The following is a 24,006-nucleotide window of genomic DNA, read 5'->3' on the forward strand; positions in this document are numbered from 1 at the left end:
CCGATACTGAGTTCATGACCACGGAGCCGGCCCTCGGGCTGCGGGAACGCAAAAAGCTCGATACGCGGCGCGCACTCAGCGATGCCGCACTCGAGCTGATGTTCGAACGCGGCCTGGACCAGGTGCTGCGCGAGGACATCGCCGCCCGCGCGGGGGTCTCGGTGCGGACGTTCACCAACTACTTCGCCAACAAATACGAGGCACTGGCGTACCGGCAGATCGACCGGATTTGCCGAGGGATCGAGCTGTTGCGGGCACGGCCGGCCGGTGAGCCGCTGTGGGTCGCGATCACCGAGGCGATGCTGGAACCGTTGCGGGTCGACGGCCTCGATGCCGATCCACCGCCGCGCGACCGGCTGGCCGAGGTCCGCAAGCTCGTCGGCAGCCCCGAGGCGCAGGCAGCACTGACGCGCACCACCACCGACGCCTTCACCGAGGCGGTCGCCGAACGCACCGGCACCGATCCCGGCACGCTCTACCCGCGGCTGGTCGCCGAAGCCGTGCTCGGGGCACTGGTGGCGGCGATCGAGGTCTACCCCCGGTGCGATCCCCCGGCCTCGATCACCGCGCTGACTCGGCAGGCACTGGAACTGGTCGCCGCCGGCCTACCCGAACCCAGCTGACCTCTCCACCTTTTCCTCGAAACTGCCTATCCCACAAAGGGGTTGATTTGTCATGCCCGAAAACATCTGTGAGGTACTGATTTCCGGTGCCGGACCGAACGGACTGATGCTGGCCTGTGAACTCGCACCGGGCGGCGTCACGGCGACCGTCCTGGAAGAGCTGCCCGCCCCCAGCACCGAACCCAAGGCCAACGGCCTCGTCGGGCAGGTGGTACGGCTGATGGATATGCGCGGCTTGTACCGCCCCGCCGCAGGTGACGATGCTCCCGCGATCCCGCAACCGCTTCCGCGCTACTCGTTCAGCGGGCTGCCGCTGGACCTGGCAGAATTCGCGGACAACCCCTTGTACGCCCTGCCGATCCCGCAACCGCGACTGGTCGCGCTGCTCGTCGCCCGCGCGCGGGAGCTGGGTGTGGCGGTCCGCTGGGGACACCGCCTGCACGATCTCGAATCCCACCGCGACCAGGTAATCGCGACCGTCGACGGTCCCGACGGCGACTATCGCATCCGGGCCCGCTATCTGGTCGCCGCGGACGGCGGGAAGAGTGCGGTGCGCAAGCTGGCCGGAATCGATTTTCCCGGCTGCACGGTAGCCGATCGCGTCACGCGATTCGGCCATGCCACCGTTCCGGACGGGCTGCGAACACCCGACGGCGGCATAGACATTCCCGGCGCGGGACGGTTCCACTTCGGCCACAACCGCGTGGACAAGGGCATGTTCATCTTCGCCGAGTTGACCCCCGGTCGGCCGATGATCGGAGTGAGCGAATACGGCACCGACCGTGTCCCGGCCGAGGACGAACTCATGACCTTCGCGGAGCTCCGCGAGAGCATCGAGCGAGTTCTCGGAGCCGATGTGCCGATCACCCCGCCGACCGGCGCCGGCCCCCATGCGTTGCGCCGCACCGTCGGTCAGAACACCCGGCTGGCGGAGCGTTATCGCGAGGGTCGAGTGCTGCTTCTCGGAGATTCCGCGCACGTACACTCCGCGATGGGTGGCCCGGGGCTGAATCTCGGACTGCAGGATGCGGTCAATCTGGGCTGGAAGCTGGCGGCGGAGGTCAACGGCTGGGCACCGGCCGGACTGCTGGACACCTACGAGAGCGAACGCCACCCGGTAGCCGAGCGCGTGATGATGCACAGCCTGGCCCAGAGCGCGTTGATCGCACCGGGACCCGAAATCTCCGGATTACGCGACCTCGTCGCGGAACTGGTACGGATCCCGGCCGTCGCCGCCCACCTCGCCGAACTACTGGCCGAGTCCGACACCCGCTACGACGTCGGCGACGACCATCACCTGTCCGGACGGCTGGTCCCCGACTACTCGGTCACCACGGACGGCACTCGTGTGCGGATCGCCGACCTGCTGCACACCGCACGGCCGCTGCTGATCGACGGCACGGGCGTAGCGGCCGCCGCAGCGGCGGAATGGCGGGAGCGTATCGAAATCGTTTCCGGCGCAATCACTCTCACGGAGTCGAACCGGGGCGTCGACACCGCGGCCGGAACCGACATCGCGAGCACGCCGACGGCGATGCTGCTGCGCCCCGACGGGTACATCGCATGGGCGACCGACGACGCGAGTGCCGACGGTCTGCATCGGGCCCTCACCCGGTGGTTCGGCGCAGCACCGGTGCTGTCGCACGCGCAGTGAGGTGGCGCACCGAAATCACAGGTGCATCCACTCCGGCCACATCCGCGACCACGGCTGCGTCGGGCCGGTGCAGTCGAAGATCGTGACATCGCGGGTGTTGCCGACGAAGCCGAGCCGGGTGTCGACCCTGCCGACCGGGGTGAGCGAGGTGCACCGGCCGCGCAGGTCCGCCTCCTCGCCACCGACGATCAAGGCGGTCGTGGCACTGTCGGGCGGGGCGCCGAAGTAGCCGAATCCGCGGCTGGGGCTGTAGACCGGCGGCAGGTCCCCGTGGCCGAGGTGGTCGAGGGCGCTCGCCTGCCAGTAGGTGTCGGCGACGACGACAGCGCGGTCCCGGCGCGCGGCGGGCAGCCCGCGATAGGCCGTCGTGACCGCCGCGGTGAGCTCCGGCCAGCCGAATTGCCCGTAGGTGCCGATCGCTATCGCCGCCGAGACGTCGTCTCGGGGTGGCTCGACCGCCGAGGCCGGACGCCACGGCAGCGAGGTCACGATCGTGGCCACCGCCGCAACCGTCACGACCGCGGTCGCGCCACCGGCGATCCGGCGGCCGACCGCCGCCCGCGCTCGCAGCCAGTGCACCAGCGCGACAGCGCCGGCCGCGAGCACTACCCCGTACATCCCGGCCGGGTAGTACACTCGGCCGCCGGTGACGAGGAAGACGAGGTCGACCAGAATCAGGGTGGCACCCAGAAAACGATACGGCCGCAACGGTTTCCAGCGCAGCAATGCCCACAGCCCGCCCAGCAGCACCGGGACGCCGAGAACGCCGGCCAGGATCAGCGAGATCGGCACGAACAGCAGCCGGCCGCCGATGATCGCCTGTTCGGATGCGATCTCCGCGCCCATCGCCAGTTGCGGCCAGCCGTGACGCACCTGCCAGATCACCTGCGGCACCGCCGACAGCACGGTGACTCCGGCACCTGCCCACAGCAGCGGACGGCGCAGCAACTCGCGGGGACCGAAGACCACACAGCTCACGGTCAGCGCGATCCAGAAGAAGGGAATCAGCCATTTCACCTGTAGGTCCACCGCCGTCACGAGACCGGCGATCAGCAGCAGGCCGTCGCGGCGGGTCCGCACCCACCGCACCACGAGCCAGGTGATCAGCACCCACAGTGCGGTATCGACGGTGTTGGTGGTCAGCATCGACCCCTGCAGCAGCAGAAACGGCGAGCACGCGTAGGTGAGGGCGGCCAGTGCCTGCGCGATGCGCCCGCCACCGAACTCGCGAGTGATCATGGCGCACAACCCGACCGCCGCGACCGTGATCAGCACCGCGGGCAGACGCAAGGCCGGATAGGAGCCGGGAACGAGCGCGTCCATCGTCCGGGCCAGCAGCGGCAGCATCGGGCCCTGATCGGCGTAACCCCAGCTCAACCGGCGACCGGCGGCGAGGAAGTAGAGTTCGTCGCCGAAATATCCGTACCTCGAGGCCGCGAACAGCAGCGCCGCTGCGCCGAGGGCGGTGATCGGCGCGACCACCGGCCACGCGAACGGTGGAATCGCGGCCGATTCGGTCGCACCGCGCGCGTCGGCCGATTCGGTCGCACGGCGCGCTCCGGTGTCGGACTCGCACACATCGGTCACCGGCACACTCCTGTAGTGGATTCGTGGGGACGTCTGCGAACGTATCGGTTTCCGGCCGCCACGGAGTCGCCCCGTAGACCGATCCGCGGTCAGCCTCGAGAGGTATGCCGGCCCATCCGTACGGCGGATCAGGGCTGCCAGGAAAGGAATTCGATCAACTGGCCGGGCCGGGCCTGGCCGAGCAGATCGACATCGGCGTCGATCACGGTGCCCACCACGGGATAGCCACCGGTGATCGGCCGGTCGGCCAGCAGCACCACCGGGCGACCCGCGGGTGGCACTTGAATCGCCCCCAAAGCCATTCCCTCGGTGGGCAATTCGGCATCGTTCGCCCGCCGCAGCGGTGGGGCGTCACCGTGGCGGTCCAGGCGCACACCGATCCTGTTGGTGTCGGTGGAGACCGCCCAGGCGCCGGTGAACAGATCGGCGGGATTGTGGAACCAGTCCGCGCGCGGCCCGAGCCCGACCCGCACCCGCAGCGTCCCCTGGGTGAGCGGCGCGACGGGAGCCATCTCGACCGTCGGCCAGCCACGCGGCGGGGCGCCGACCGGTAGGGTGTCGCCCCGGCGCAGCGGTTCGGGACCCAATCCTGCCATGGTGTCGCGGCTGCGCGATCCGAGAACCGGCTCCACCGCGATCCCGCCACGCACCGCCAGATAGCAGCGCAGGCCCGCCTCGGCCATGCCGATCCGCACCCGCTGCCCGGCCGCGACGAACAGCACCGAAGCCGGGGGTTCGGGCCGGACGCCGACGCTGATCGGTACCGGCGCTCCGGTGATGCTCACCACCGCCGGGGCGTCGAATTCCACGCTCAGCCCGCCCAGCACGCATTCGATGGCGGCCGCCGATTCGGCATTGCCCACCAGGCGGTTCGCCAGCCGCAGCGCCCGCCGGTCCACGGCCCCGGAGACTCCGACCCCGGCATGGAACCAGCCGGGCCGGCCGAGATCCTGCACGGTGCTCAGCGCGCCCGGTTCGAGCACCCGCATCCGCGCCGCCGGGGATCTCACCGATCCACCGCCTCGAACCGGACCCGGGTACCCGCGCGCAACAGCGCCGGTTCGGGCCGCGCCACATCCCACAGGACCACGTCGGTACGGCCGATGATCTGCCAGCCGCCCGGCGAACTGCGCGGATAGACGGCGCTGTATCCACCCGCCAGGGCGACCGACCCCGCCGGAACGACGGTCCGGGCCTGCGAGCGCCGCGGCACCGACAGTCCGGCGTCGGGCGCGTGCAGATAGCCGAAGCCGGGCGCGAAACCGATGAACGCGCACCGCCACTGGGCATCGGTGTGCCGTTCGACCAGTTGCCCGGGTGTGATGCCGAGAAGTTCGGCGGCGTCGGCGAGGTCGGGGCCCTCGTAGCGCACCGGAACGGTGACCACATCCGCCGCGGCCGCACTGTCGGAATCGGCGTCCGATGCGAGATCCAGTGCGCGCACGCGTGATTCGATCGCTGCGGGGTCGATGCCGGGACACAGTGTGAGCAGGACGGTCCGGGCGGCGGGCAGGAGGTCGGCCACGCCGTCGATCGGCGCCCGCCGCAGGTGGTCGAGCAGCAGCGGCAGCTGGGCGGCGTCGGCCGGTTCGAGCAGCAGCGCGCGGTCGCCCGCGGGCCGCACGGTCACCGCGCTCATGTGAAACTCCGCAGTTCGACGCCCTTGTCCAGCAGCGACTGCCGGATCGAGCGCGCCATCCGGACGGCATCGGGCGAATCGCCGTGGACGCAGAGGCTGCGCACCTCGACCCGCACCGGCTCACCGGCCACCGTGTGCGCGTGCCCGTCCACGGCGATCGACACCGCCTGTCCGAGCGCCGCCTCCGCGGCCAGCACCGCACCGGCTCGCCCGCGCGGCACCAGCCTGCCCTCGGGCGTATAGGCCCGGTCGGCGAAACCTTCCGCGTGGAACGGGATTCCGGCCGCCTCCGCCGCGCGTGCCAGTTCGGAATCGGCGGGGCCGAGCAGGCTCAACTCCTCGAAGGCGAGCAGCGCCGCGACCACCGCCTCGGCCGCCGCCGGATCCGATGCCGCCGAGTGATACAGCGCGCCATGGGGTTTCACATAGCGCACCCGGTCACCGGCCGCCCGAGCGAAGCCGTCGAGCGCGCCGATCTGATAGATGGATTCCGCGGTCAGCTCGGCCGGGGACACCATCATCTCGCGCCGGCCGAATCCGGCAAGGTCGCGATAGGAAATGTGCGCGCCGATCCGCACCCCGTGCGCGACCGCGAGATCACACGTGCGCCGCATGATCACCGGATCCCCGCCATGGAAGCCGCAGGCGATATTGGCGCTGGTCACGACGTCGAGCAGCGCCGCGTCGTCGCTCATCGTGTACGCACCGAACCCCTCCCCGAGATCGCTGTTCAGATCGATCACCACGGAGTATCACCTCGCCTCGCCCGTTGTCCTACCACCATCGTCCGCGCCCGTCGCCGATACGCCACCGTGGGCGCATTCTCCCGCACTCACCGCCTAGGCTGGCGGGAATGGGTGAGGTGATCGCCGTCTACGACGGCCGCGGCAACGAGACCGGCAGTGCCGAACGCGCCCGGGTGTATGCCGAAGGATTGTGGCATGCCAGTGCCGGCGTGCTGGTGCGATCGCTCGACGGGCGGCGCATCTACGTCCATCGGCGTACCGATACGAAGATGGTGTTCGCCGGAATGCACGACTGCCTGGCCGGCGGCGTGCTGGCCCCCGGCGAGGATCCCGCCGCCGCGGCGGCGCGCGAGCTGGGCGAGGAATTGGGAATCGTTGCCGCGCCGGGCGAACCGCGGCCGCTGGCCCGGGTGTCCTGGGACGGCAGGTGGGCGGGCCGCCCGATGCGGTGCCACCTGTTCGCCTACGAGATTCGCTCCGACGGGCCGATCACCGTCCAGGGCGAGGAGATCGCCGCGGGCTGGTGGTGGACCGACACGCAACTGTGGGAGCACCTGAGCGACCCCGGCTGGCCGTTCGTCCCCGACACCCGGGTCCTGATCGACGAACTGCTCCATCCGCGCAATCGGACCTAGCCGGACGAGGTGACCGCGCCGGCCCAGGCCGCGAACGCGCCGGGGTTGCGGGTCTGCAGCAGCACCCGGCCCGGACCGGTGAAGTCGAACACCAGACCTTCGCCGGAAGTGATCGACTGCAGCGAACGACCCGAAACCGCCCGGCGGATACCGAATTTCAACGCCAGGTCGTACGCCACCACATGGCCGCAGTCGATGGTCACCGACTCCCCCGGCTGCAGGTCGATCACGTCGATCGCGCCGAAGACGCCGACCACGACCTCGCCCTGCCCCTGGGCACGCAGGCCGAATCCGCCCTCACCGCCGAACATGTTCGCGAAACCGCCCCATTTCGCTTCCACTTGCACGCCATGGGAATTCGCGATCCAGCCGCCGCGGCTGATGAAGTACGGGCGATCGGGCGCGATCGGCAGCGCCAGCATGTCCCCGGGCAGCGCCGGCGCCACATCGACCCAGCCGCCCTGTGGCGGCGCGGTGAACGTGGACACGAAGAACGACTCACCGGCCAGCACGGAACGCTTCAGCCCCGCCAGAAATCCGCCCTCGGCCTTCGCGGCCAGGCTCACTCCGGCCGAATGGGCCACCATCGCACCGGTTTCGGCACGCAACGGCTCCCCACCGGCGAGAAAACACCGTGCCACCGTGGACGACGGATTATGCCGCAACACCACCTGCATGGCCGCGACGTTAGCAGCGCCGGGGCCGGGATGTCCCATTCACCCGCACCCGGCGGTCGGGCATGCGATGATGCCGGGCGACCGAACCCATTACGAGACGAATCTCGGAGGCCCGCCCCGGTGCATATCGATGTCCCACACTCGCAGTCCGATCTCGACCACTCCGCCCGACGCGACCGCAGATCGCGCAGATTGCCGGTGCGCAGCGGCCTGGCGGCGGCGGGTGCGGCGATCGCACTGCTGGCCGGCGGCACCCCTGCCGTGGCTGCCCCGCTGCCACTGCACACCCAGGCACCCGGCTGCATGACCCCCGGCGACGCCCAGCCCAACGGCAAGCAGTGGCCGGCCGAACCCGCGGTGACCATCGACCCCAACGCCGGATACACGGCGACGCTGGAAACCAACTGCGGAACCATCACCGTCGCCCTCGACGCCGCGCGGGCCACGCATACGGTCAACTCGTTCGCCTTCCTCGCCGGCGAGCAGTACTTCGACCACACCCGCTGCCACCGCCTGACCACCGAGGGCATCTTCGTGCTGCAGTGCGGTGACCCGACCGGAACCGGCACCGGCGGTCCCGGCTACCGGTTCGGCGACGAGAACCTGGCCGGGGCGACCTACCCGGCGGGAACGGTCGCTATGGCCAACTCCGGCCCGAACACCAACGGAAGCCAGTTCTTCCTGGTGTACTCCGACAGCAAACTGCCGCCCAGCTACACCCCCTTCGGCCGGATCACCGGCGGTATGGACGTGTTGCAGAACATCGCCGCGGGTGGCGTGAAGGACGGATCCGGCGACGGCGCACCGGCTACCGATATTGTGCTCGACTCGGTGGCCACTGCCCGGCGCTGACACCGGATACGGCGAAGGCCGCGCTCGCGATGCGAGCGCGGCCTTCGTGTGTGTGTGCGGTACTCCTAGAGGTACTGACCCGTATTGGATTCGGTATCGATCGCCCGGCTCGCCGAAGCGTTCTTACCGGTAACCAGCGTCCGGATGTAGACGATCCGTTCGCCCTTCTTACCCGAAATACGTGCCCAGTCATCCGGATTGGTGGTGTTGGGCAGGTCCTCGTTCTCGGAGAACTCGTCGACTATCGAATCGAACAGGTGCTGGATGCGCAGACCGGGATTGCCGGTCTCGAGCACCGATTTGATCGCGTACTTCTTGGAACGGTCCACGATGTTCTGGATCATCGCGCCGGAATTGAAGTCCTTGAAGTACAGGACCTCCTTGTCGCCGTTGGCGTAGGTGACCTCGAGGAAGCGGTTGTCCTCGCTCTCGGCGTACATCCGGTCCACGACCCGCTCGATCATCGCCTTGACGCACTTGGAGCGATCGCCGGCGAATTCGGCGATGTCGTCGGCGTGCAGCGGCAGTTCCTCGGTGAGGTACTTGGAGAAGATGTCCTGTGCCGCTTCGGCATCCGGACGCTCGATCTTGATCTTGACGTCCAGGCGGCCGGGCCGCAGGATCGCGGGGTCGATCATGTCCTCGCGGTTGGACGCACCGATCACGATGACGTTCTCCAGGCCCTCCACGCCGTCGATCTCCGACAGCAGCTGCGGCACGACCGTGGTCTCCACATCCGAGGACACACCCGAACCACGAGTGCGGAAGATCGAGTCCATCTCGTCGAAGAACACGATCACCGGGGTGCCTTCGGAGGCCTTCTCACGAGCCCGCTGGAAGATGATCCGGATGTGGCGCTCGGTCTCGCCCACGAACTTGTTCAGCAGCTCGGGACCCTTGATGTTGAGGAAGAAGGACTTGGCCTCCTTGGCGTCCTCACCGCGCGCCTCGGCGATCTTCTTCGCCAGCGAGTTGGCGACCGCCTTGGCGATCAGCGTCTTACCGCAGCCCGGCGGACCGTAGAGCAGCACACCCTTGGGCGGGCGCAGCGCGTACTCGCGGAACAGATCCTTGTGCAGGAACGGCAGCTCCACCGCGTCGCGAATCTGCTCGATCTGGCGGCCCAGGCCACCGATGTCCTCGTAACCGACATCGGGCACCTCTTCGAGCACCAGATCCTCGACCTCGGCCTTGGGAATGCGCTCGAACGCGAATCCGGCCTTCGTGTCGACCAGCAGCGAATCACCCGGCCGCAGCCGCCGCACAGGCGCGTTGGGATCTTCGACGTCGTCCGCGTCGACCAGCGCCGACAGCGGGCCCGACAGCCAGACCACGCGTTCTTCGTCGGCATGACCCACGACCAGGGCGCGGCGGCCGTCGTCGAGGACCTCGCGGAGGGTGCCGATCTCACCGGTCCGGTCGAAGGTGCCGGCCTCGACGACCGTGAGCGCCTCGTTCAGGCGCACGGTCTGTCCGTAGTGCAGTTCGGAGGTGTCGATGTTCGGCGAGCACGTCAGGCGCATCTTGCGTCCGGAAGTGAACACGTCGACCGTCTGGTCCTCGTACACACCGATCAGCACGCCGTAGCCGCTGGGCGGCTGGCCCAGCCGATCGACCTCCTCACGCAGCGCCACCAACTGCTGACGGGCCTCCTTGAGGGTGTCCATCAGTTTGGTGTTGCGAATCGTCAGCGAATCGATACGAGCTTCCAATTCCCTTGAACGATCCGGTGAGTCGGCGAGTTGCCTACGGAGTGCAGCCGCCTCGGCGCGTACCACCTCGAGTTCTCTCCAGGCCGCCGAATCCGAATTCTCGATGGGGCTCATGATGCTGCTCCTCCCAGTCCCGGTCTATCAACGCTACCGGGCGCGAACCGTTCCCGCTTTCCGACATGGTTTCGTCGTGATCACATCTCAGCTGCGGTCCACCGGCCGGGCAACCATGTTAGCCTGCCCTAACCTGCATTCGGCGAGTGATTTCGCCGGACCGAACCGAAAGGTCTAGTCGATGCTCCTTCCTACCCGCCACAGCGCTACCCCCTTCGGTGGCAGTACCTGCACCGGGAGCAACGCCACACGGACCGCCGGTGTTTCCGGTTCGCGCCGGTTGCGTCTTGCTACGGCTACCGCGTTCGCCGCGCTCGCCGTTACCGCTATGACAGCATGCGGGTCCGACAATTCCCAGGACTCCACGCCGACGGGCACCACGACGGCCACCTCGGCCGCGGCCGCCGCCACGAGCGCCGCCGCCGCGCCCGCCCCCACCGCCGAGGAACTGCAGGCCACCCTCAACGGCTTCGTGGATCCGGCCAAGCCGACCGCCGAGAAGGAGAAGCTGGTGGTCGGAGGGGATAAACGCGCCGCCAACATCGACACCATGACCAAGGGCCTGGCCAACTACGGCACCATCACCTTCACCGTCGCCGACATCAAGACCGAGGGCGATCAGGCCACCGGCCAGGTCACCATCACCTCGCCGCACGGCCCGGCCGGCCCGATGCCGCTGACCTGGCAGCACTCGGCGGCCGGCTGGCAGCTGTCCGACGCCTCCGCGTGCCAGATCCTGGCCATGGGTATGGCACCCTGCCAGCCCTGAGCGCCGCACGACCCGAGAGAGGAAGCCTCAGCCGCTCGCTCAGCCCTTGGAGGGCCGCCGCTGCGGTTTGGGTGCCACCACGCCGTCGGCGAGGCGCCGGACGCTCACCAGGAAGGCCGTATGCCCCTGCATGCGATGCTCGGGACGCACCGCCAGGCCGACCACATGCCACGGCCGCACCAGCGACTCCCAGGACCGCGGCTCGGTCCAGCACTGTTGCTGACGCAGCGCCTCCACGACCTCCGACAGCTGCGTGACGGTGGCGACGTAGACGATCAGGACCCCGCCGGGGATCAGCGCGCGCGATACAGCGGGTAGCGCGTCCCACGGTTTGAGCATGTCCAGCACCACCCGGTCGACCTGCTCGCCGTCGTAGTCGGCGACGTCTCCCAGGGTCAGCGTCCAGTTGTCGGGGCGTTCGCCGAAGAATCGCTCGACATTGCGGACGGCGTGTTCGGCATGGTCCTCGCGGATCTCGTAGGAGCGCACACTGCCGTTCGGCCCGACCGCGCGCAGCAGCGAACAGGTCAGCGCGCCCGATCCGGCTCCGGCCTCGAGCACCCGCGCACCGGGGAACACGTCACCCTCGTGCACGATCTGCGCGGCGTCCTTGGGATAGATCACCGCCGCACCGCGCGGCATCGAGAGCACGTAGTCGACCAGCAGTGGCCGCAGCGCGAGATACGGTGTGCCGTTGGCGGATTGGACCACAGAGCCCTCGTCGGCGCCGATCAGCTCGTCGTGGCGGATCGGTCCCTTGTGGGTGTGGAACTCCTTGCCCGGCTCCAGGACGACGGTGTGTTGCCTGCCCTTGGCATCGGTCAGCTGCACCCGGTCCCCCGTGGTGAATGGGCCGGTCCGTCTGGCCGTCATGAATCTCCGTTCTCCTGCGCGTCATTTCCGGCGGCGGTATCGCGCCGCGGAATGTGTCGGTACCCGCCGATAGCCTGCCAGGTATGTCCGCACCACCGACGGCGACCCCGCCCGAATTACCGGCCGTTTCCCGCGGGCCGGCGTTGTCGCCCTCGCGGGCAATCGATTTCAAACAATGTCCGCTCAAATACCGATTACGCGCGATCGACCGCATTCCGGAAACACCCGGCCGCGACGCCGTACGCGGAACGGTGGTGCACGCGGTCCTGGAATCGCTGTACGGGCTACCCAGTGGTGAACGCGTTCCGGAGCGGGCCGCGGCGTTGGTGGAACCAACCTGGCAGCGTTTGCTGGCAGATCGCCCCGAGATCGAGGTGGTGCTCGAACAGGGTGGTCTCCCACCGTTTCTCGACGAGGTGAGCCGCCTGGTAAGCGACTACTATCACCTCGAGAACCCCACCGGATTCGACCCGGAATCCTGTGAATCGCTGGTGGAGGTCCGGCTGGCGGACGGATCGCCGCTGCGCGGATATGTCGACCGCATCGATATCGCACCGGACGGCCGGTTGCGGGTCGTCGACTACAAGACCGGGCGCGTTCCCGCACCGGATGCCGAGCAGAAGGCGCTGTTCCAGCTGAAGTTCTACGCGCTGATCATGTACCGCACCCGTGGGGTGGCCCCAGCCCAGCTGCGGCTGCTGTATCTGCGCGACGGGCAGATCCTGACCTATGCGCCGGACGCGGACGAACTCGTCCGGTTCGAGCGCATCGTGTCGGCGCTGTGGGCGGCGATCGCCACCGCCGGCCGCGAGGGAGATTTCCCGCCGCGGCCGGGGTGGGGCTGCAAATTCTGCGAGTACCGCTCGCTGTGCCCGGCCTACGGCGGTACCCCGCCGCCGTATCCGGGCTGGCCGGACGACGCGGCCGCGACGGTGCCGCACCCATGACAGCGGCGCCGACGAGCGAGGTCAGAAGGCGCGGCAGGAACGAATATCGGTAGCCAGAATCGCCTTGGCGCCGAGTTCGGCGAGCTGATCCATCACGTCGTTGCCCTGATTACGCGGCACCAGCGCGCGCACGGCGACCCAGTCGGGATCGGTCAGCGGGGAAACGGTCGGCGACTCCAACCCGGGCGTGATCGCGGCGGCCCGGTCGAGCAGATCCTTGGGGCAGTCGTAATCCAGCATCAGGTACTGCTGGGCGAACACCACACCCTGGACCCGCGCGATGAGCTGGTTGCGGGCCTTGTCGCTGTGATCGGAGCCGGTGGCCTCGATCAGCACGGCCTCCGAATCACACAGCGAATCGCCGAAGGCGACCAGATCGTGCTGGCGCAGCGTGCGCCCGGAGCCGACCACGTCGGCGATGGCGTCCGCGACCCCGAGCTGGATGGAGATCTCCACCGCGCCGTCGAGACGGATCACCTCGGCCTCGATCCCCCGGCGCTGTAGATCCCGCAGCACCAGATTCGGGTAGCTGGTGGCGATCCGCTTGTCGTAGAGGTCTTCGACCTTCCATTCCGGTCCGGCGGGGGCGGCGTAGCGGAAGGTGGAGCGGCCGAAACCCAGGCCGAGGCGTTCCTGCACCGGGGCGCCGGAATCCAGGGCCAGATCGCGGCCGGTGATGCCGAGGTCGAGGCGTCCCGACCCGACGTAGATGGCGATGTCCTTCGGGCGGAGGAAGAAGAATTCGACCTGGTTGGCGTTGTCGATCACCGACAGGTCGCGCGAATCGCTGCGCTTGCGGTAACCGGCCTCGGTGAGAATTTCCACGGCCGATTCGGAGAGAGCGCCTTTGTTGGGGACTGCGACGCGAAGCATGGGGTGTCCTTTCGGGACGGGTGGCGGACAACGGTGTCAGGGAGCGGTCGAACCTTTTCGCCCGGTAGCCGTGGCGGCCCGGGTCTCACCCGTCACAGATGTCGGTACACGTCCTCGAGCCGCAGACCGCGGCCCACCATGAGCACCTGCACCCAGTACAGGAGCTGGGAGATCTCTTCGGCCAGCTGTTCGTCGGTCTCGTGTTCGGCGGCGATCCACACCTCACCGGCCTCTTCGATCACCTTCTTGCCCTGCGCATGGACCCCGGCGTCCAATGCCGCCACGGTTGCGGAACCTTCCGGACGGTTGGCCGCACGATCCTGCAGCTCGGCGAACAGGGTTTCGAAAGTCTTCACGGGAGGCCATTCTTTCAGACGACCGCATATGTCCCGCAATCGGTTATCGGCGGGGGCGCCGCGGTTGCCGCGGGTGTGCGCGCGGTCACCGTCCGGCACCCGGCGGCGGTGCTGCCGGCGCCTCGCGCGGGCGGTCGACGCGATAGACGTAATGCCATCCGTCGTCGATCGGGTTGTCCGGCGGCAGCTCCCCTTCCGCGACCCGGTGCAGACCGGCCTTCTCCAGCGCCCGCCAGGACGCCCGGTTCGCGGCGGCGACGGGAATGACGATGCAGTCGGCGCGCGGATAGTCGGCCCAGCTCGCCGCCACCACCGCGCGCAGCATCGCCGAACCCAGGCCGCGGCCGACCCGCCCCGGCTCGCCGATCAGGTAGTCCAGTGACACGGCCTCGCCGGGCACGTCGAGTATCGGCCGCATCTGCTCCACATACTCGGGCCAGTCCGCCCAGCGAATGCGCTGCACCAGCCCTACGGGTTCGCCGTCGGCACTGACGAGCAGATCTTCGGCCGCCACCTCCCCGCGCGCGGTCGGCCCGAAATCACGTTCGACGGATGCGGCGTCGAAGTCGTGATGCCACCACCGCCGCACATGCGGTTGCGCCAGCCAATGCCCCAGCAGCGCGAAATCCGCCGGTGTCACCTGGCGCCAGGCGAACTGCGGCATCACCGAGTCGACCACGGGAACGAGGCTAGCAATCCGGGTGCACGCCCACCACGCGCCGAGACCGGAGCGGCAGGGGCCTGCGCCCCGGTGACGGTACCTGTGGACCGAAACCGGTGCGGCCGCGGCAGTCTCGCGCGAATGCGGTTCGCCGCGGCCATCCCCCGATACGACCGGCACCCGAGCCGCCTGTCACCCGGGTGGGGTGGCGGCCGGCTCGGGCGTAGTCCCCGATCAGGCGGAGGCGAGCAGTTCCTCCAGTTCCGACACCGCGGTCCGCAGTTCGTCGGCGAACCGATACATCTGCTCCGCAACGGATTTCGGCGTCGCGAGGTAGATGTTCCAGCGATCCGGCAGCAGGACGTAGGCGATGCCGATGCACTTCTGGCTGGTGCAGCCGAAACCGAAGTATTCGATATTCGCCGAAGGCGCCGAGCTCGTGCTCAGATAGTCGTCGCGGGTGATGATCCAGCCCGGGCTGTCGAAGAAGGGCATCGGCTCCGTGGCGCCCAGTTCGGCGCCTCGCCGGCGCTGCACCCATTGCAGCTCCCAGAGATGCTGTTCCGGCGCCTCGCCGCGCTGGCATTGCTTGGCGCGCTCCACATGGGCGGTCGCGGCCGTGCGGGCGGCGGCCAGCTTCGTCGCCGCATCGGCCGACGAATCGTCCATGGTGGCAACGAATTCCAGGATCTGCGGGGTCACCACGCGCATGGCCTCGGTGCGGCCGTTGCGATACTGCCGGGTCGCGATCGATTCGTAGGTGGCCCCGATCATTCCCTTGCTGCGCTGATGGGCGAGCTGATAGCTCAGCTGCGCGAAGGCGTCCGGCGAGATGCCGAGCTCCTTGGCGCGGGCCGTGCCGAAGTGGTCGAACGACACCGTGGTCGTCGCGTTGTCGGCGACGAACTGCGCGAATGCGGCTGCGGCCGAGGAGATCTCACCGCGCAACCGATCGTCGAGCCGGAATTCGATCGGCTCCACCGAGGGCAGCCCCTGTGGCTGCGCCCCCGACTGCGCGGCATGCTCGGCGGCCGGAGCCTCGAGCAGCCGGTCGACGAACGACAGGATGGTGGTGCCGTCGAGTCCGCAGTGTTCGACATTGATACCGGCGCTGCCGTCTGCGAAGACGATCAGCGAGACCGCCTTGTCGAACCACCGGTTACCGCTGTCGCCGTGCAGCAGTTGATCACTGGCCGCGAGCTGATCGGCGGGGGTCACATCGTCGAGGCAGACGCAGAACAGTGCGGTTTCGATCACCTCCAGCGCCGCCGCGTTCACCGGATCTTCCAGCAGACGGCCACGCACGCCGGCCCATTCGGCCCGCGCCATGGTGGTGAGATGTCCGGCCGAGGAGTCGACGGGCAGCTGATCGGGCGCCGCCTTGAGCACGGCCCGCAGACCGTCGGCGAGGTCCTCCGGGGCGTGCGGCGCCCCGCCGGCGCCGATGACCTCCATCCGGAACATGGCGCCGTGGTGGAAGACCACGATGTGGCCCGCCTGCGACGGGCCCGGCCATTCATCGCTGTAGGGCACGCGCACGCTGTCTTGCGGATCGCCCGGAATCCTGGTCTCGGAGAACAGGAATTTGTTCTGCGCCATCGAAAAGTGCGCTCCGCGTAGCACGACCGGCGGGATCTCCTCCCGATCGAGCAGCAGTTTGTAGTTCACCGCGGCGGTGATCAGCGCGGCGGCGCGATCGGCCTGCTGATCCGAGGTGGACTGCGCCAGTGGCGTGTCGTTGCGGAACAGGAAGAAGAAGTTGGCGTTGACCGCGATCCGGTCGCGACGGCCCAGATAGCGTGAGGGCCAGAACTCGTCGAGCCAGCTGCCCACACCGGGGGTGCGGTCGAACCGCTCCAGATCGGCGTGCAGGATCCGGGCCGGACCGTCGGCGCGCAGCAGATCGGCCACGGCGCGCTCGGTATCGGCGTATTCGTCCTCCGACAGCAGCGGCCGCGACCACTGCAGGAAACGCGCGCAGCTGTCGTCGAGCGTGGGCAGCGGCACGCGCGGCAGCTGATCGTCGAAGGCGAAGGTACGGTCGGTCACGGGCGGTCCTCGGGGGTCGGTGTGGATATGTAGAGTTCGGCGTGCAGCCAGCCGTCGGATTCGTAGCCGGTCGGATCTATTCCGTTGGCGGTCAGCGTATTCAGTACCTGTTGCTTTTCGGCGGCGGAGGCGAAACGGCGCTGCCGGAAGGTGCCGGGACGGCGCTCGGTCCGGTACCCCAGGGCGGCGAGTTCGCGCGCGATCGGTTCGAAGGCGTACATCCGCAGCACGAAGTGTGCCATCCACGGTAGCCGGGTGCCGTGCGCGCGAGCCACCCGTGTGAGAGTGCGGCCGGTGACGTAACCGACGCAGCCCGTGGAGATCACCAGATCGGCCGAGCCGATGATCTTGCGCTGTGCCTCGGTGGGATCGCCCGCCTCCAGATCGGCGTGGACGGTCTCGTGCAGCAGTCCGGTGGCCGCCGCGTAGTCCAACGCCGGCGCGGAGGCGTCCATACCGATGAAGCGGATCCGAGGCAGCCGGTCGTCGGCGACCAGGCGGGCGCGGTCGCGGGCGATACAGGTGGCGGTATCGGCATCACCGTAGTGCTCGGCCAGATCGGCTACGGTGGTCCCGAAACGCAGCAGCGCCGCGTTCACCCCGTAGGAGCACCCCAGATCCAGGACGGTCGGCACGGTGCCGGTGCGCGCCTCGTAGTCTGCGAACAGCTCCAGGAAGGCGGGTTTGGCCAATTCCGGTATGCAGTAATCCAATTCGGCCATCCGGCGGCAGTAGGCGCTCGGATCGGGGCGGTCGTAGATGTCGTCGAACGAAGCTTTTCCGGTGCTGTGCATCGAAACCGTCACGGGCGATCCTCCTGAGTCGAACGGGTGATCAGTCGAGAAGTCGGTCACCGCGTACGGCATTGCCCGCCGCGGCCAGATGGTCCGGAAGAACCCGCCCGAACAGCTGCCGGGTGCGTTCGACCGCGCCCACGATGCCCGGGCGGTCGCTGTAGGCGAAGATCGCGCTGTGGCGCTGGGTGGTGCCCTCCACCGGCGAGACCCGGTGCAGGGAGAAACGGCCTTGGAACAGTTGCAGATCGCCGGGGCGCAGTGTGAGCCGCCGGATGAACGAGTCGCCCGATCCGGTGAGCACGGCCCGCACATCGGCCAGATTTTCCGCTTGCGGCGTCCGGATGCGCGGGCAGTATTCGAAGACGCCGCCCGCGTCCGGTTCCTGCGTCAGCATCGAGACCGTGAATTCGTTGGTGTCGAAATGCCACGGATGCGACATGCCGGGCGCCACCACGTTGAGACACAATCCCGCCAGCGGATCGGTGTATTCGTGCAGCTGTGGCAACCCGAAGCATTCGGCGACCAATCGCTGGAACGCCGCGCTCGTGTAGAGCACCTGGATCACCGCGGTGGGCGGAATGAGATCCCGCGCGACGAAGGCGTTTCCGCGCTCGAGCACGATCGTGGCCGGATGGTCGGGAGGCAGGTCGCTGTCGAGCGGAATGTTGTACGCGTTGACCTTCTCGACCGTGTAATAGGCGTGCGGGGCGAGTTCGGCGCCCTCGTCGCGCAACGTGGCCAGCAGATCCGGGCGGACGAATCCGGGCAGGACGGTGCAGCCGTCGGCGGCGAGGTCGTCGCGCGCTCGGCGCACCACCTCGTCCCACCGGGCGCTGCCGGGTGCGTCGAGCGGATAGCGCTCGGTATCGACGACGGCAGCGAGGGCCGGAGCCGCCGCGTCGACCCGTTCCGAACTACCTTCTGCCCCAGCTGTTTCGCCGTCCACCCGGCTCGGTGCACCCACGTTGCCACAACCCCCTGTCGCCGCCATGAAGATCATTGTGACCTGCCGGGCGCCATTACACAGCAGATTCCCCGATATCATTGGGAAACCTCACAAACCCTCGAGTAACCATGTGCGCCAGCGATATTCGCCACCACAACGTCGCGCGACGCACCGCTGCCAATCCGGCCGCCGCGCATGGGCGGTAGGGTCGCGAGATGGCGCCACTGCGGGTGGGCACCGTGCCGACCACCTCCGACGAATTCATCGGCCGCGAGCCGGAACTGGAACGGCTGGCGACCCTGCTCGCCGGGTCCGCGCGGCTGATCACGGTGATCGGTGCGGGTGGTCTGGGCAAGACCCGCCTGGTCACCGAGGCCGTGCACCGGTTGCCCCGGACCGGCGAGCGGCGCGTGCACTGGGTGCGCCTGGCCCGCCTGGCGGCGGGCACCGACGCGGCCGGAGTCGCCGACGAGGTGGTCCGTGCGGTCGCCGACCACGACTTCTCCGGTCGGGCACCGTGGCCGGCGCTGATCGAAACCCTCGATGCCGGCGCCGCGCCCCCGGTGCTGGTCATGGACAATTGCGAGCACGTCACCGAGGGCGCCGGTCAGGTGATCGCCGAACTGATCGAGACGGTGCCGGGCCTGACGGTACTGGCCACCAGCCGCCGCCCCATCGGCTGGATCGACGAGCAGCTCCTACCGCTCCCACCGTTGACCCAGCGCCAAGCCGTGGAGTTGTTTCACCGGCGCGCGGCGCTGACCGGTGCCGTGCTGAGCCCGGACACTGCCGAGACGGTCGCCGCCATCTGCCGGCATCTGCACCACTACCCGCTGCACATCCGGCTCGCCGCGGCGCGGTTGCGGCGGCGGCCACCGGCCATGATTCTGCGCGATCTCGACGGCCGCGCCGGGGACACCCGTCTGCACTGGCCGCCCGCCACTGTGATCGGCGCGGATGCCCGCCATCGCGGTATCACCGACGTGATCGCGTGGTCGTTCGAACTGTGCGACGCGCGGGAACGGCTGCTGTTCGAGCGGATGTCGGTCTTCGCGCCCGGATACGACGTCAATCCGGCCGACGCCGAGGACGATGCGAGTCTCGAGGTGGGAGCCGACCTCGACGCGATCGTGGCCGTGTGCGCCGGACCCGACGCCGCGGCGGAGCCGGCCGCCACCGACATCGAGGAGCTGCTGGAACGGCTGGCCGACCAATCGCTGGTCACCGTGCATGTGAGCGCCCGCGAGGTGCGCTATTCGCTGCTGGAGAGTCTGCGGCTGTTCGCCCGGGAGCGCCTGGCCGAACGCGATCCGCGCGAGCCGCGGCGGCTCGCGGACCGGCACCGCCGCTACTACCGCGACCGGATCACGAGCACCGACGACGGCGAGGGCCGATTGCCGCAATGGGCGCGGGCGTCGTGGGACAACCTGCTGGTCGCCATCGACCGCAGTCTGGACTCGCCCGACGACGCGGTGGCCGGGCTGGAGATCGCGCTCGGAATGATCGCGTTGCACGTCCCCTTCTTCCGGGGTTCGTTGCGCGAATCACGGCGCCGCGCCGAGAAGACGCTGGCCGCCGCCACCTCGGCGCCCGAGCCGCTGCGGATCCGGGCGATGGCGACGATCGCCTGGATCTGCTTGTGCCAGGGCCTGCCCCACGAGGCCGAGGCGTTACTCGATCGCTGTGTGACGGCCGCGGTGCCCGACCCGACGGCACGGGCCCGAGTGGCCGCCGATCCCACCGCCGACGTCGCGCTCCCGGCGCCGGTGGCCTTCACCCTCGGCTGCCGGCTGATGCTCGTCGACCAGGATGTGCGGGCGCTGGTGCTGCTGGCGCGCGCCCGCGAAAAATACACCGCCGCAGCCGATTACGGGCATGCGGCGATCAGCGCGCTGTTCGAGGCACTCGCCGCCGCCTTCCTCGGCACCTCCGAGCAGGCCCTCGCCGTGACCGCCCGCCATCTCGAGGCGGTGTCGGATTCGGGCGCGGACTGGGCGAAGTCGTGGGCCGAGATCGCGCGGATCATCGCCGAAACCTTGCACGGCGACGCGCGGTGGGCCGCCGCGGCGGCGCCCGCCACCCTGGCGCGCCAGGTCGCGACACGCGACACCTGGGGTGTGGTGTGGTCCGTCCACGCACGGGCGTGGGCACTGGCGCGGCTGACTCTCGCCGCGCCACCTGCGGTCGCGCCGCACACGACGGCCGTGGAGATCGCGCGACTGCTCGGCGCCGCCGCGGCGCTGCGCCGCCGGCTCGGCGTCGAGATCGCGCAACTGCGGCCCTTCGTGGCGGAGACCGACCGCGCGGCGGACGGAATCCGGCGGCTGGTGGGTCCGCACACCTTCGACGCGGCGTATCGCGAGGGAACCGCGGTGTGCACGGCACTGCGGGAGATCAGCCGGCTCGCCTGCGACATCGCCGTGCCGGACGAGTTCGCGATCACACCGCACGCGCCGGAATGGGATCTGCTGACCCAAGCCGAACAGGAGGTCGCCGCGCTGGCGGCGGCCGGGTGGACCAACAGCGCCATTGCGGACCGGCGGGGTAGTTCGGCGCGCACGGTGGACGCCCAGATAGCCGCCGTCCTGCGGAAGCTGGCCGTCGCGTCGCGCGCCGAAATCGCACCGCTGGTGCCACCCGAACGCCGCGTCGGCGCGGACCACGCACCGAGGCCACGCCGACTCCGCGCCGTGCCCGCACCGGCGGACTCGGTGGCGCGGGTCAGCGGGCGCCGGCGTGAACCAGGGCAAGCTCGTCGACGGTGAGGCCTACCAGGGATTCGCGGAATTCGAGTCCGGGCCGTGCCGGGACCGCGATCTCACACGGCACCACCAGCACCCGGCATCCCGCGGCCAGTGCGGCGGAGGAGCCGGTAGGCGAATCCTCCACGGCCACACACTCTTCCGGCGCGACACCGAGCAACCGCGCGGCGCGCAGATAGGGATCGGGCGCGGGTTTGCCGCTGTCGACCTCGTCGCCGCAGACCGAGACGTCGAACATGTGACGGCCCAGCGTTTCCAGGCACAGCTCGGTGATCGACCGCTTGGTGTTGGTCACCAGGGCGGCCGGCAGGCCCGCCGTCCGCAGCGTGGCCAGTGCGTCCTGGGCACCGGGCCGCCACGGGATGGGCCCGGCCATCAGTTCGGTGACCCGGCGCTCCAGCCACTGGCCCGCCGCCAGCATCGCCGCCGGGTCGAGCTCCAGGCCCAGGCCGTCGAACAGGATCCGCAGCGCGTTGCGGGCGTCGGCGCCGATCAGCGCGTGCCGGATGGCGTCGGTCATCCGGCCGCCGAGCTCCTCGGCGAGTTCGCGCACGCCGATATCCCAGAGCTTCTCCGAATCCAGCAGGGTGCCGTCCATATCCCACAGCACGGCGGCCACAGTCACCCGGAGCTCTCCTTCCGATTCCGCATCAGGTTCCCGACGCGGTGATGAGCATCCGGCCGGTGGCCGTATCCACCGTGAACCAGCGGCTCTCGGAGGTGACGGTCCCGTTCTTCAGGGTATAGGTGAGCGTCGCGACCGCCCGCCCGGGACCGCTCTGGGTCACCCCGCCGACCCGCACCGACGACACCGTCGACCAGAAATTCGAGTACTGCGCGTAGCCGCCGGTCTGGGACTGGTACGACGGTGCCAGCTCGGCCCACGCGCCGCTGGTGTTACCGGGCAGCATGCCGTAGTAGCCGGAGATGAAGCTCGCGATATCGGCCGGCTGGGCCGGGCCATAGGGAGCGCTGGTTCCGGGCGGGGCCGGCCGGGTGGCGCTCGCGCCGGGCGCCGGGGCACCGCTCGGCGCCGGGCCGGGCGGGACCTGGCCGCTGGGCACGGGGCTGCCGAGCGACGCGCTACCCCCCGCACCGTTGGACGAGGATCCACCGGGCGCGTCCGGGGTCGCGGCGCCAGGCGGCGCGAAAGCGGTCGCCGAGGATTGCTCCGGCGCCGAGGTGGTGCCGTCCCCCGCCGCTGCGCTGTGGTTGTCGTCGGACCCGGACGTCGCCACCAAACCGACGATCACCGCGACAACGAGAACGGCGGCAGCGGCGACCGCCCAGATCCGCCGATCGCGCAGCGGGCCCGGTTTCGGATGCGGCGCGGGCGTTCTCGCCGTGGATCCGGCACCAGAGGGGGTGGGCGCGGGTGCCGTCTTCTCGGGAGCCGACAGCACCGTGGTCGCGGCGGCATCGGCGCCCGGTTGCGGCAGCACCTTGGTGGCCGCGGGGACCAACGCCGCCGATCGGCCGTCGGCGACAGCCTCGAGCGCCTGCTGCGCTTCCCGCATGGTCGGCCGGTCGGCGCCGTCGGCGGCCAGCAGGCTCATCAGCACCGGACCCAACGATTCGGCGCGCTTTGGCTCGGGCACCTTGGCACTGACCACCGAATGTAGTACCGCCAGCGGATTGTCGCCCTCACCGAACGGCGGCGCGCCCTCGACCGCCGCATACAGCGTCGACCCCAGCGCGAACACGTCCGACGCCGGTTCCGGATCCTCACCGCGCGCGATCTCCGGCGACAGGTACGCCGGAGTGCCGGCCAGGAAGCCGGTCGAGGTGACCGTGACGTCGCCGACGGCCCGCGAGATCCCGAAGTCGGTGATCTTCACCGTCCCGTTGTCGGCGACGAGGATGTTCGCGGGCTTCACGTCCCGGTGCACGATGCCGGCGTCGTGCGCGGCCGCCAGCGCCGCGGCGACCTTCGCCCCGATCCGGGCCACTTCGCGCGGTTCGAGCGGCCCCTTGTCGCGCATCAGCGCCGCGAGGCTCTGCGCGTCGACGTATTCCATCACCAGCCAGGGCTGGCCGTCCTCTTCCGCGACGTCGAAGACGGTGACCGCGTTCTGATGGTGCAGCCGCGCCGCGATGCGCCCCTCGCGCATCGCGCGCATCTTCGCCTCCAGCGCCTGCGCCTTGGTCAGTCCCGGCGCCAGCAGCAGCTGCTTGACCGCGACGGTGCGCCGCAGCCGGACGTCACTGGCGCGCCACACGACCCCCATGGCCCCGCTGCCGATGGGATCGGCCAGTCGGTACCGCCCGGCGATCAGCCGATCTGAACTCATGGTGTCCAACCCCTCCTGCGCTCACACGCCGAGCCGCCTTGCCACTCTGCGTGACGCCCGGAAACGCCAAAATCCTACGCGTTGAAGTATTTTGAGCTACGCTCCGGCCGCTCACCTCAACGACAACCCAGCCGAACACCCGGACAAACCAGCAGGTACAGGCCTACCAGGCAGCCAAATCGACGATCCCATCGCCAACCCCTTCCCGGCCATCGGCAGACCCAGGCCGTCCAGAGGCCGTCTCGCAATCGGAGGCCGTCGACCACACAGCGTCCACCGCTGCGCGAGACCGTGAGTGTGGCTATCAGGCATCAGGTGACCGTACGTGTTCACCGTGATCGACGCATCCCGGTACCCCCTGTACTCAGCAGCTCCGACACACGTACCAGGTTAGCCAGCTGGGTCTACTCACAGACATGCCGCGGCGCGTGCGTCCCGTCCAC

General features: G+C 69.3%; 22 protein-coding genes. 7 read left to right on the forward strand and 15 right to left on the reverse strand.

The genetic code is table 11. The features are described from left to right. Positions 1-14 precede the first annotated feature (14 nt). The gene (locus tag NE2_RS10620; RefSeq protein ID WP_063025760.1) at positions 15-623 is read left to right on the forward strand and encodes an acyl-CoA-like ligand-binding transcription factor; all 609 of its coding nucleotides are present in this window, start codon (positions 15-17) and stop codon (positions 621-623) included. A gap of 52 nt (positions 624-675) precedes the next feature. Further along, entirely contained in the window at positions 676-2,277 is a 1,602-nt protein-coding gene (locus NE2_RS10625) for an FAD-dependent monooxygenase (RefSeq protein WP_063025761.1), read from the forward strand. Between the two features lie 15 nt (positions 2,278-2,292). Here NE2_RS10625 and NE2_RS10630 read toward each other — a convergent pair whose 3' ends face one another. From NE2_RS10630 to NE2_RS10645, 4 genes are all read right to left on the reverse strand, one after another. After that, on the reverse strand, positions 2,293-3,870 hold the full coding sequence (locus tag NE2_RS10630) for an ArnT family glycosyltransferase (RefSeq protein WP_373862240.1): 1,578 nt from the start codon (positions 3,868-3,870) through the stop codon (positions 2,293-2,295). A 122-nt stretch (positions 3,871-3,992) separates the two neighbouring features. Continuing rightward, a complete protein-coding gene (locus NE2_RS10635; RefSeq protein ID WP_063025762.1) occupies positions 3,993-4,853 on the reverse strand; it encodes a 5-oxoprolinase subunit C family protein in 861 nt (286 codons plus the stop codon). A gap of 17 nt (positions 4,854-4,870) precedes the next feature. After that, positions 4,871-5,503 (reverse strand): 5-oxoprolinase subunit B family protein, encoded by a 633-nt coding sequence (locus tag NE2_RS10640; protein WP_063025763.1) that lies wholly within the window; start codon positions 5,501-5,503, stop codon positions 4,871-4,873. Then, the gene (locus tag NE2_RS10645; protein ID WP_063025764.1) at positions 5,500-6,249 is read right to left on the reverse strand and encodes a LamB/YcsF family protein; all 750 of its coding nucleotides are present in this window, start codon (positions 6,247-6,249) and stop codon (positions 5,500-5,502) included. Before NE2_RS10645 ends, NE2_RS10640 begins: the two co-directional genes overlap by 4 nt. A 107-nt stretch (positions 6,250-6,356) precedes the next feature. On the opposite strand from NE2_RS10645, the gene NE2_RS10650 reads away from it, so the two are divergent. Further along, complete coding sequence (locus tag NE2_RS10650; protein WP_063025765.1) at positions 6,357-6,884, forward strand: NUDIX hydrolase; 528 nt, start codon at positions 6,357-6,359, stop codon at positions 6,882-6,884. Here the strand turns inward: NE2_RS10650 and NE2_RS10655 are convergent. Beyond that, entirely contained in the window at positions 6,881-7,561 is a 681-nt protein-coding gene (locus NE2_RS10655; RefSeq protein ID WP_036501799.1) for a TIGR00266 family protein, read from the reverse strand. The genes NE2_RS10650 and NE2_RS10655 overlap by 4 nt on opposite strands. Before the next feature lie 198 nt (positions 7,562-7,759). On the opposite strand from NE2_RS10655, the gene NE2_RS10660 reads away from it, so the two are divergent. Then, on the forward strand, positions 7,760-8,413 hold the full coding sequence (locus NE2_RS10660; RefSeq protein ID WP_036526032.1) for a peptidylprolyl isomerase: 654 nt from the start codon (positions 7,760-7,762) through the stop codon (positions 8,411-8,413). Positions 8,414-8,478: 65 nt separating this feature from the next. On the opposite strand, the gene arc is transcribed toward NE2_RS10660, so the two are convergent. Then, a complete protein-coding gene (arc, locus tag NE2_RS10665) occupies positions 8,479-10,239 on the reverse strand; it encodes a proteasome ATPase (RefSeq protein WP_063015441.1) in 1,761 nt (586 codons plus the stop codon). Positions 10,240-10,519: 280 nt separating this feature from the next. On the opposite strand from arc, the gene NE2_RS10670 reads away from it, so the two are divergent. Further along, a complete protein-coding gene (locus NE2_RS10670; RefSeq protein ID WP_063025766.1) occupies positions 10,520-11,008 on the forward strand; it encodes a WKL family lipoprotein in 489 nt (162 codons plus the stop codon). A 39-nt stretch (positions 11,009-11,047) separates the two neighbouring features. On the opposite strand, the gene NE2_RS10675 is transcribed toward NE2_RS10670, so the two are convergent. Beyond that, complete coding sequence (locus NE2_RS10675; RefSeq protein WP_063025767.1) at positions 11,048-11,881, reverse strand: tRNA (adenine-N1)-methyltransferase; 834 nt, start codon at positions 11,879-11,881, stop codon at positions 11,048-11,050. A gap of 83 nt (positions 11,882-11,964) precedes the next feature. Between NE2_RS10675 and NE2_RS10680 the strand changes: the two genes are divergently transcribed. Beyond that, positions 11,965-12,828, forward strand: a complete 864-nt coding sequence (locus NE2_RS10680) for a RecB family exonuclease (protein ID WP_063025768.1) — start codon at positions 11,965-11,967, stop codon at positions 12,826-12,828. A gap of 21 nt (positions 12,829-12,849) precedes the next feature. On the opposite strand, the gene hisG is transcribed toward NE2_RS10680, so the two are convergent. From hisG to NE2_RS10710, 6 genes are all read right to left on the reverse strand, one after another. Next, entirely contained in the window at positions 12,850-13,701 is an 852-nt protein-coding gene (hisG, locus tag NE2_RS10685) for an ATP phosphoribosyltransferase (protein ID WP_063025769.1), read from the reverse strand. Positions 13,702-13,793: 92 nt separating this feature from the next. Beyond that, entirely contained in the window at positions 13,794-14,057 is a 264-nt protein-coding gene (locus NE2_RS10690; RefSeq protein ID WP_030518144.1) for a phosphoribosyl-ATP diphosphatase, read from the reverse strand. Between the two features lie 85 nt (positions 14,058-14,142). After that, the gene (locus tag NE2_RS10695; RefSeq protein ID WP_233429733.1) at positions 14,143-14,736 is read right to left on the reverse strand and encodes a GNAT family N-acetyltransferase; all 594 of its coding nucleotides are present in this window, start codon (positions 14,734-14,736) and stop codon (positions 14,143-14,145) included. Between the two features lie 216 nt (positions 14,737-14,952). Beyond that, positions 14,953-16,767 carry a choline/carnitine O-acyltransferase gene (locus tag NE2_RS10700; RefSeq protein WP_063025770.1) on the reverse strand — a complete coding sequence of 605 codons (1,815 nt, stop codon included), beginning with the start codon at positions 16,765-16,767 and terminating at the stop codon, positions 14,953-14,955. Then, a complete protein-coding gene (locus tag NE2_RS10705) occupies positions 16,764-17,573 on the reverse strand; it encodes a class I SAM-dependent methyltransferase (RefSeq protein ID WP_218018585.1) in 810 nt (269 codons plus the stop codon). Before NE2_RS10705 ends, NE2_RS10700 begins: the two co-directional genes overlap by 4 nt. 28 nt (positions 17,574-17,601) lie before the next feature. After that, the gene (locus NE2_RS10710) at positions 17,602-18,555 is read right to left on the reverse strand and encodes a HalD/BesD family halogenase (RefSeq protein ID WP_228816719.1); all 954 of its coding nucleotides are present in this window, start codon (positions 18,553-18,555) and stop codon (positions 17,602-17,604) included. A gap of 170 nt (positions 18,556-18,725) precedes the next feature. Between NE2_RS10710 and NE2_RS10715 the strand changes: the two genes are divergently transcribed. Continuing rightward, positions 18,726-21,275, forward strand: coding sequence for an ATP-binding protein (locus tag NE2_RS10715; protein WP_063025772.1), 2,550 nt, complete (start codon positions 18,726-18,728; stop codon positions 21,273-21,275). Here the strand turns inward: NE2_RS10715 and NE2_RS10720 are convergent. Beyond that, positions 21,232-21,897 (reverse strand): HAD family hydrolase, encoded by a 666-nt coding sequence (locus tag NE2_RS10720; RefSeq protein WP_267888176.1) that lies wholly within the window; start codon positions 21,895-21,897, stop codon positions 21,232-21,234. The genes NE2_RS10715 and NE2_RS10720 overlap by 44 nt on opposite strands. Before the next feature lie 25 nt (positions 21,898-21,922). Then, positions 21,923-23,563, reverse strand: coding sequence for a serine/threonine-protein kinase (locus tag NE2_RS10725; RefSeq protein WP_063025773.1), 1,641 nt, complete (start codon positions 23,561-23,563; stop codon positions 21,923-21,925). Positions 23,564-24,006: the final 443 nt, after the last annotated feature.

This window comes from Nocardia elegans NBRC 108235 (assembly GCF_001612845.1).
Taxonomy (GTDB): Bacteria; Actinomycetota; Actinomycetes; order Mycobacteriales; family Mycobacteriaceae; genus Nocardia; species Nocardia nova.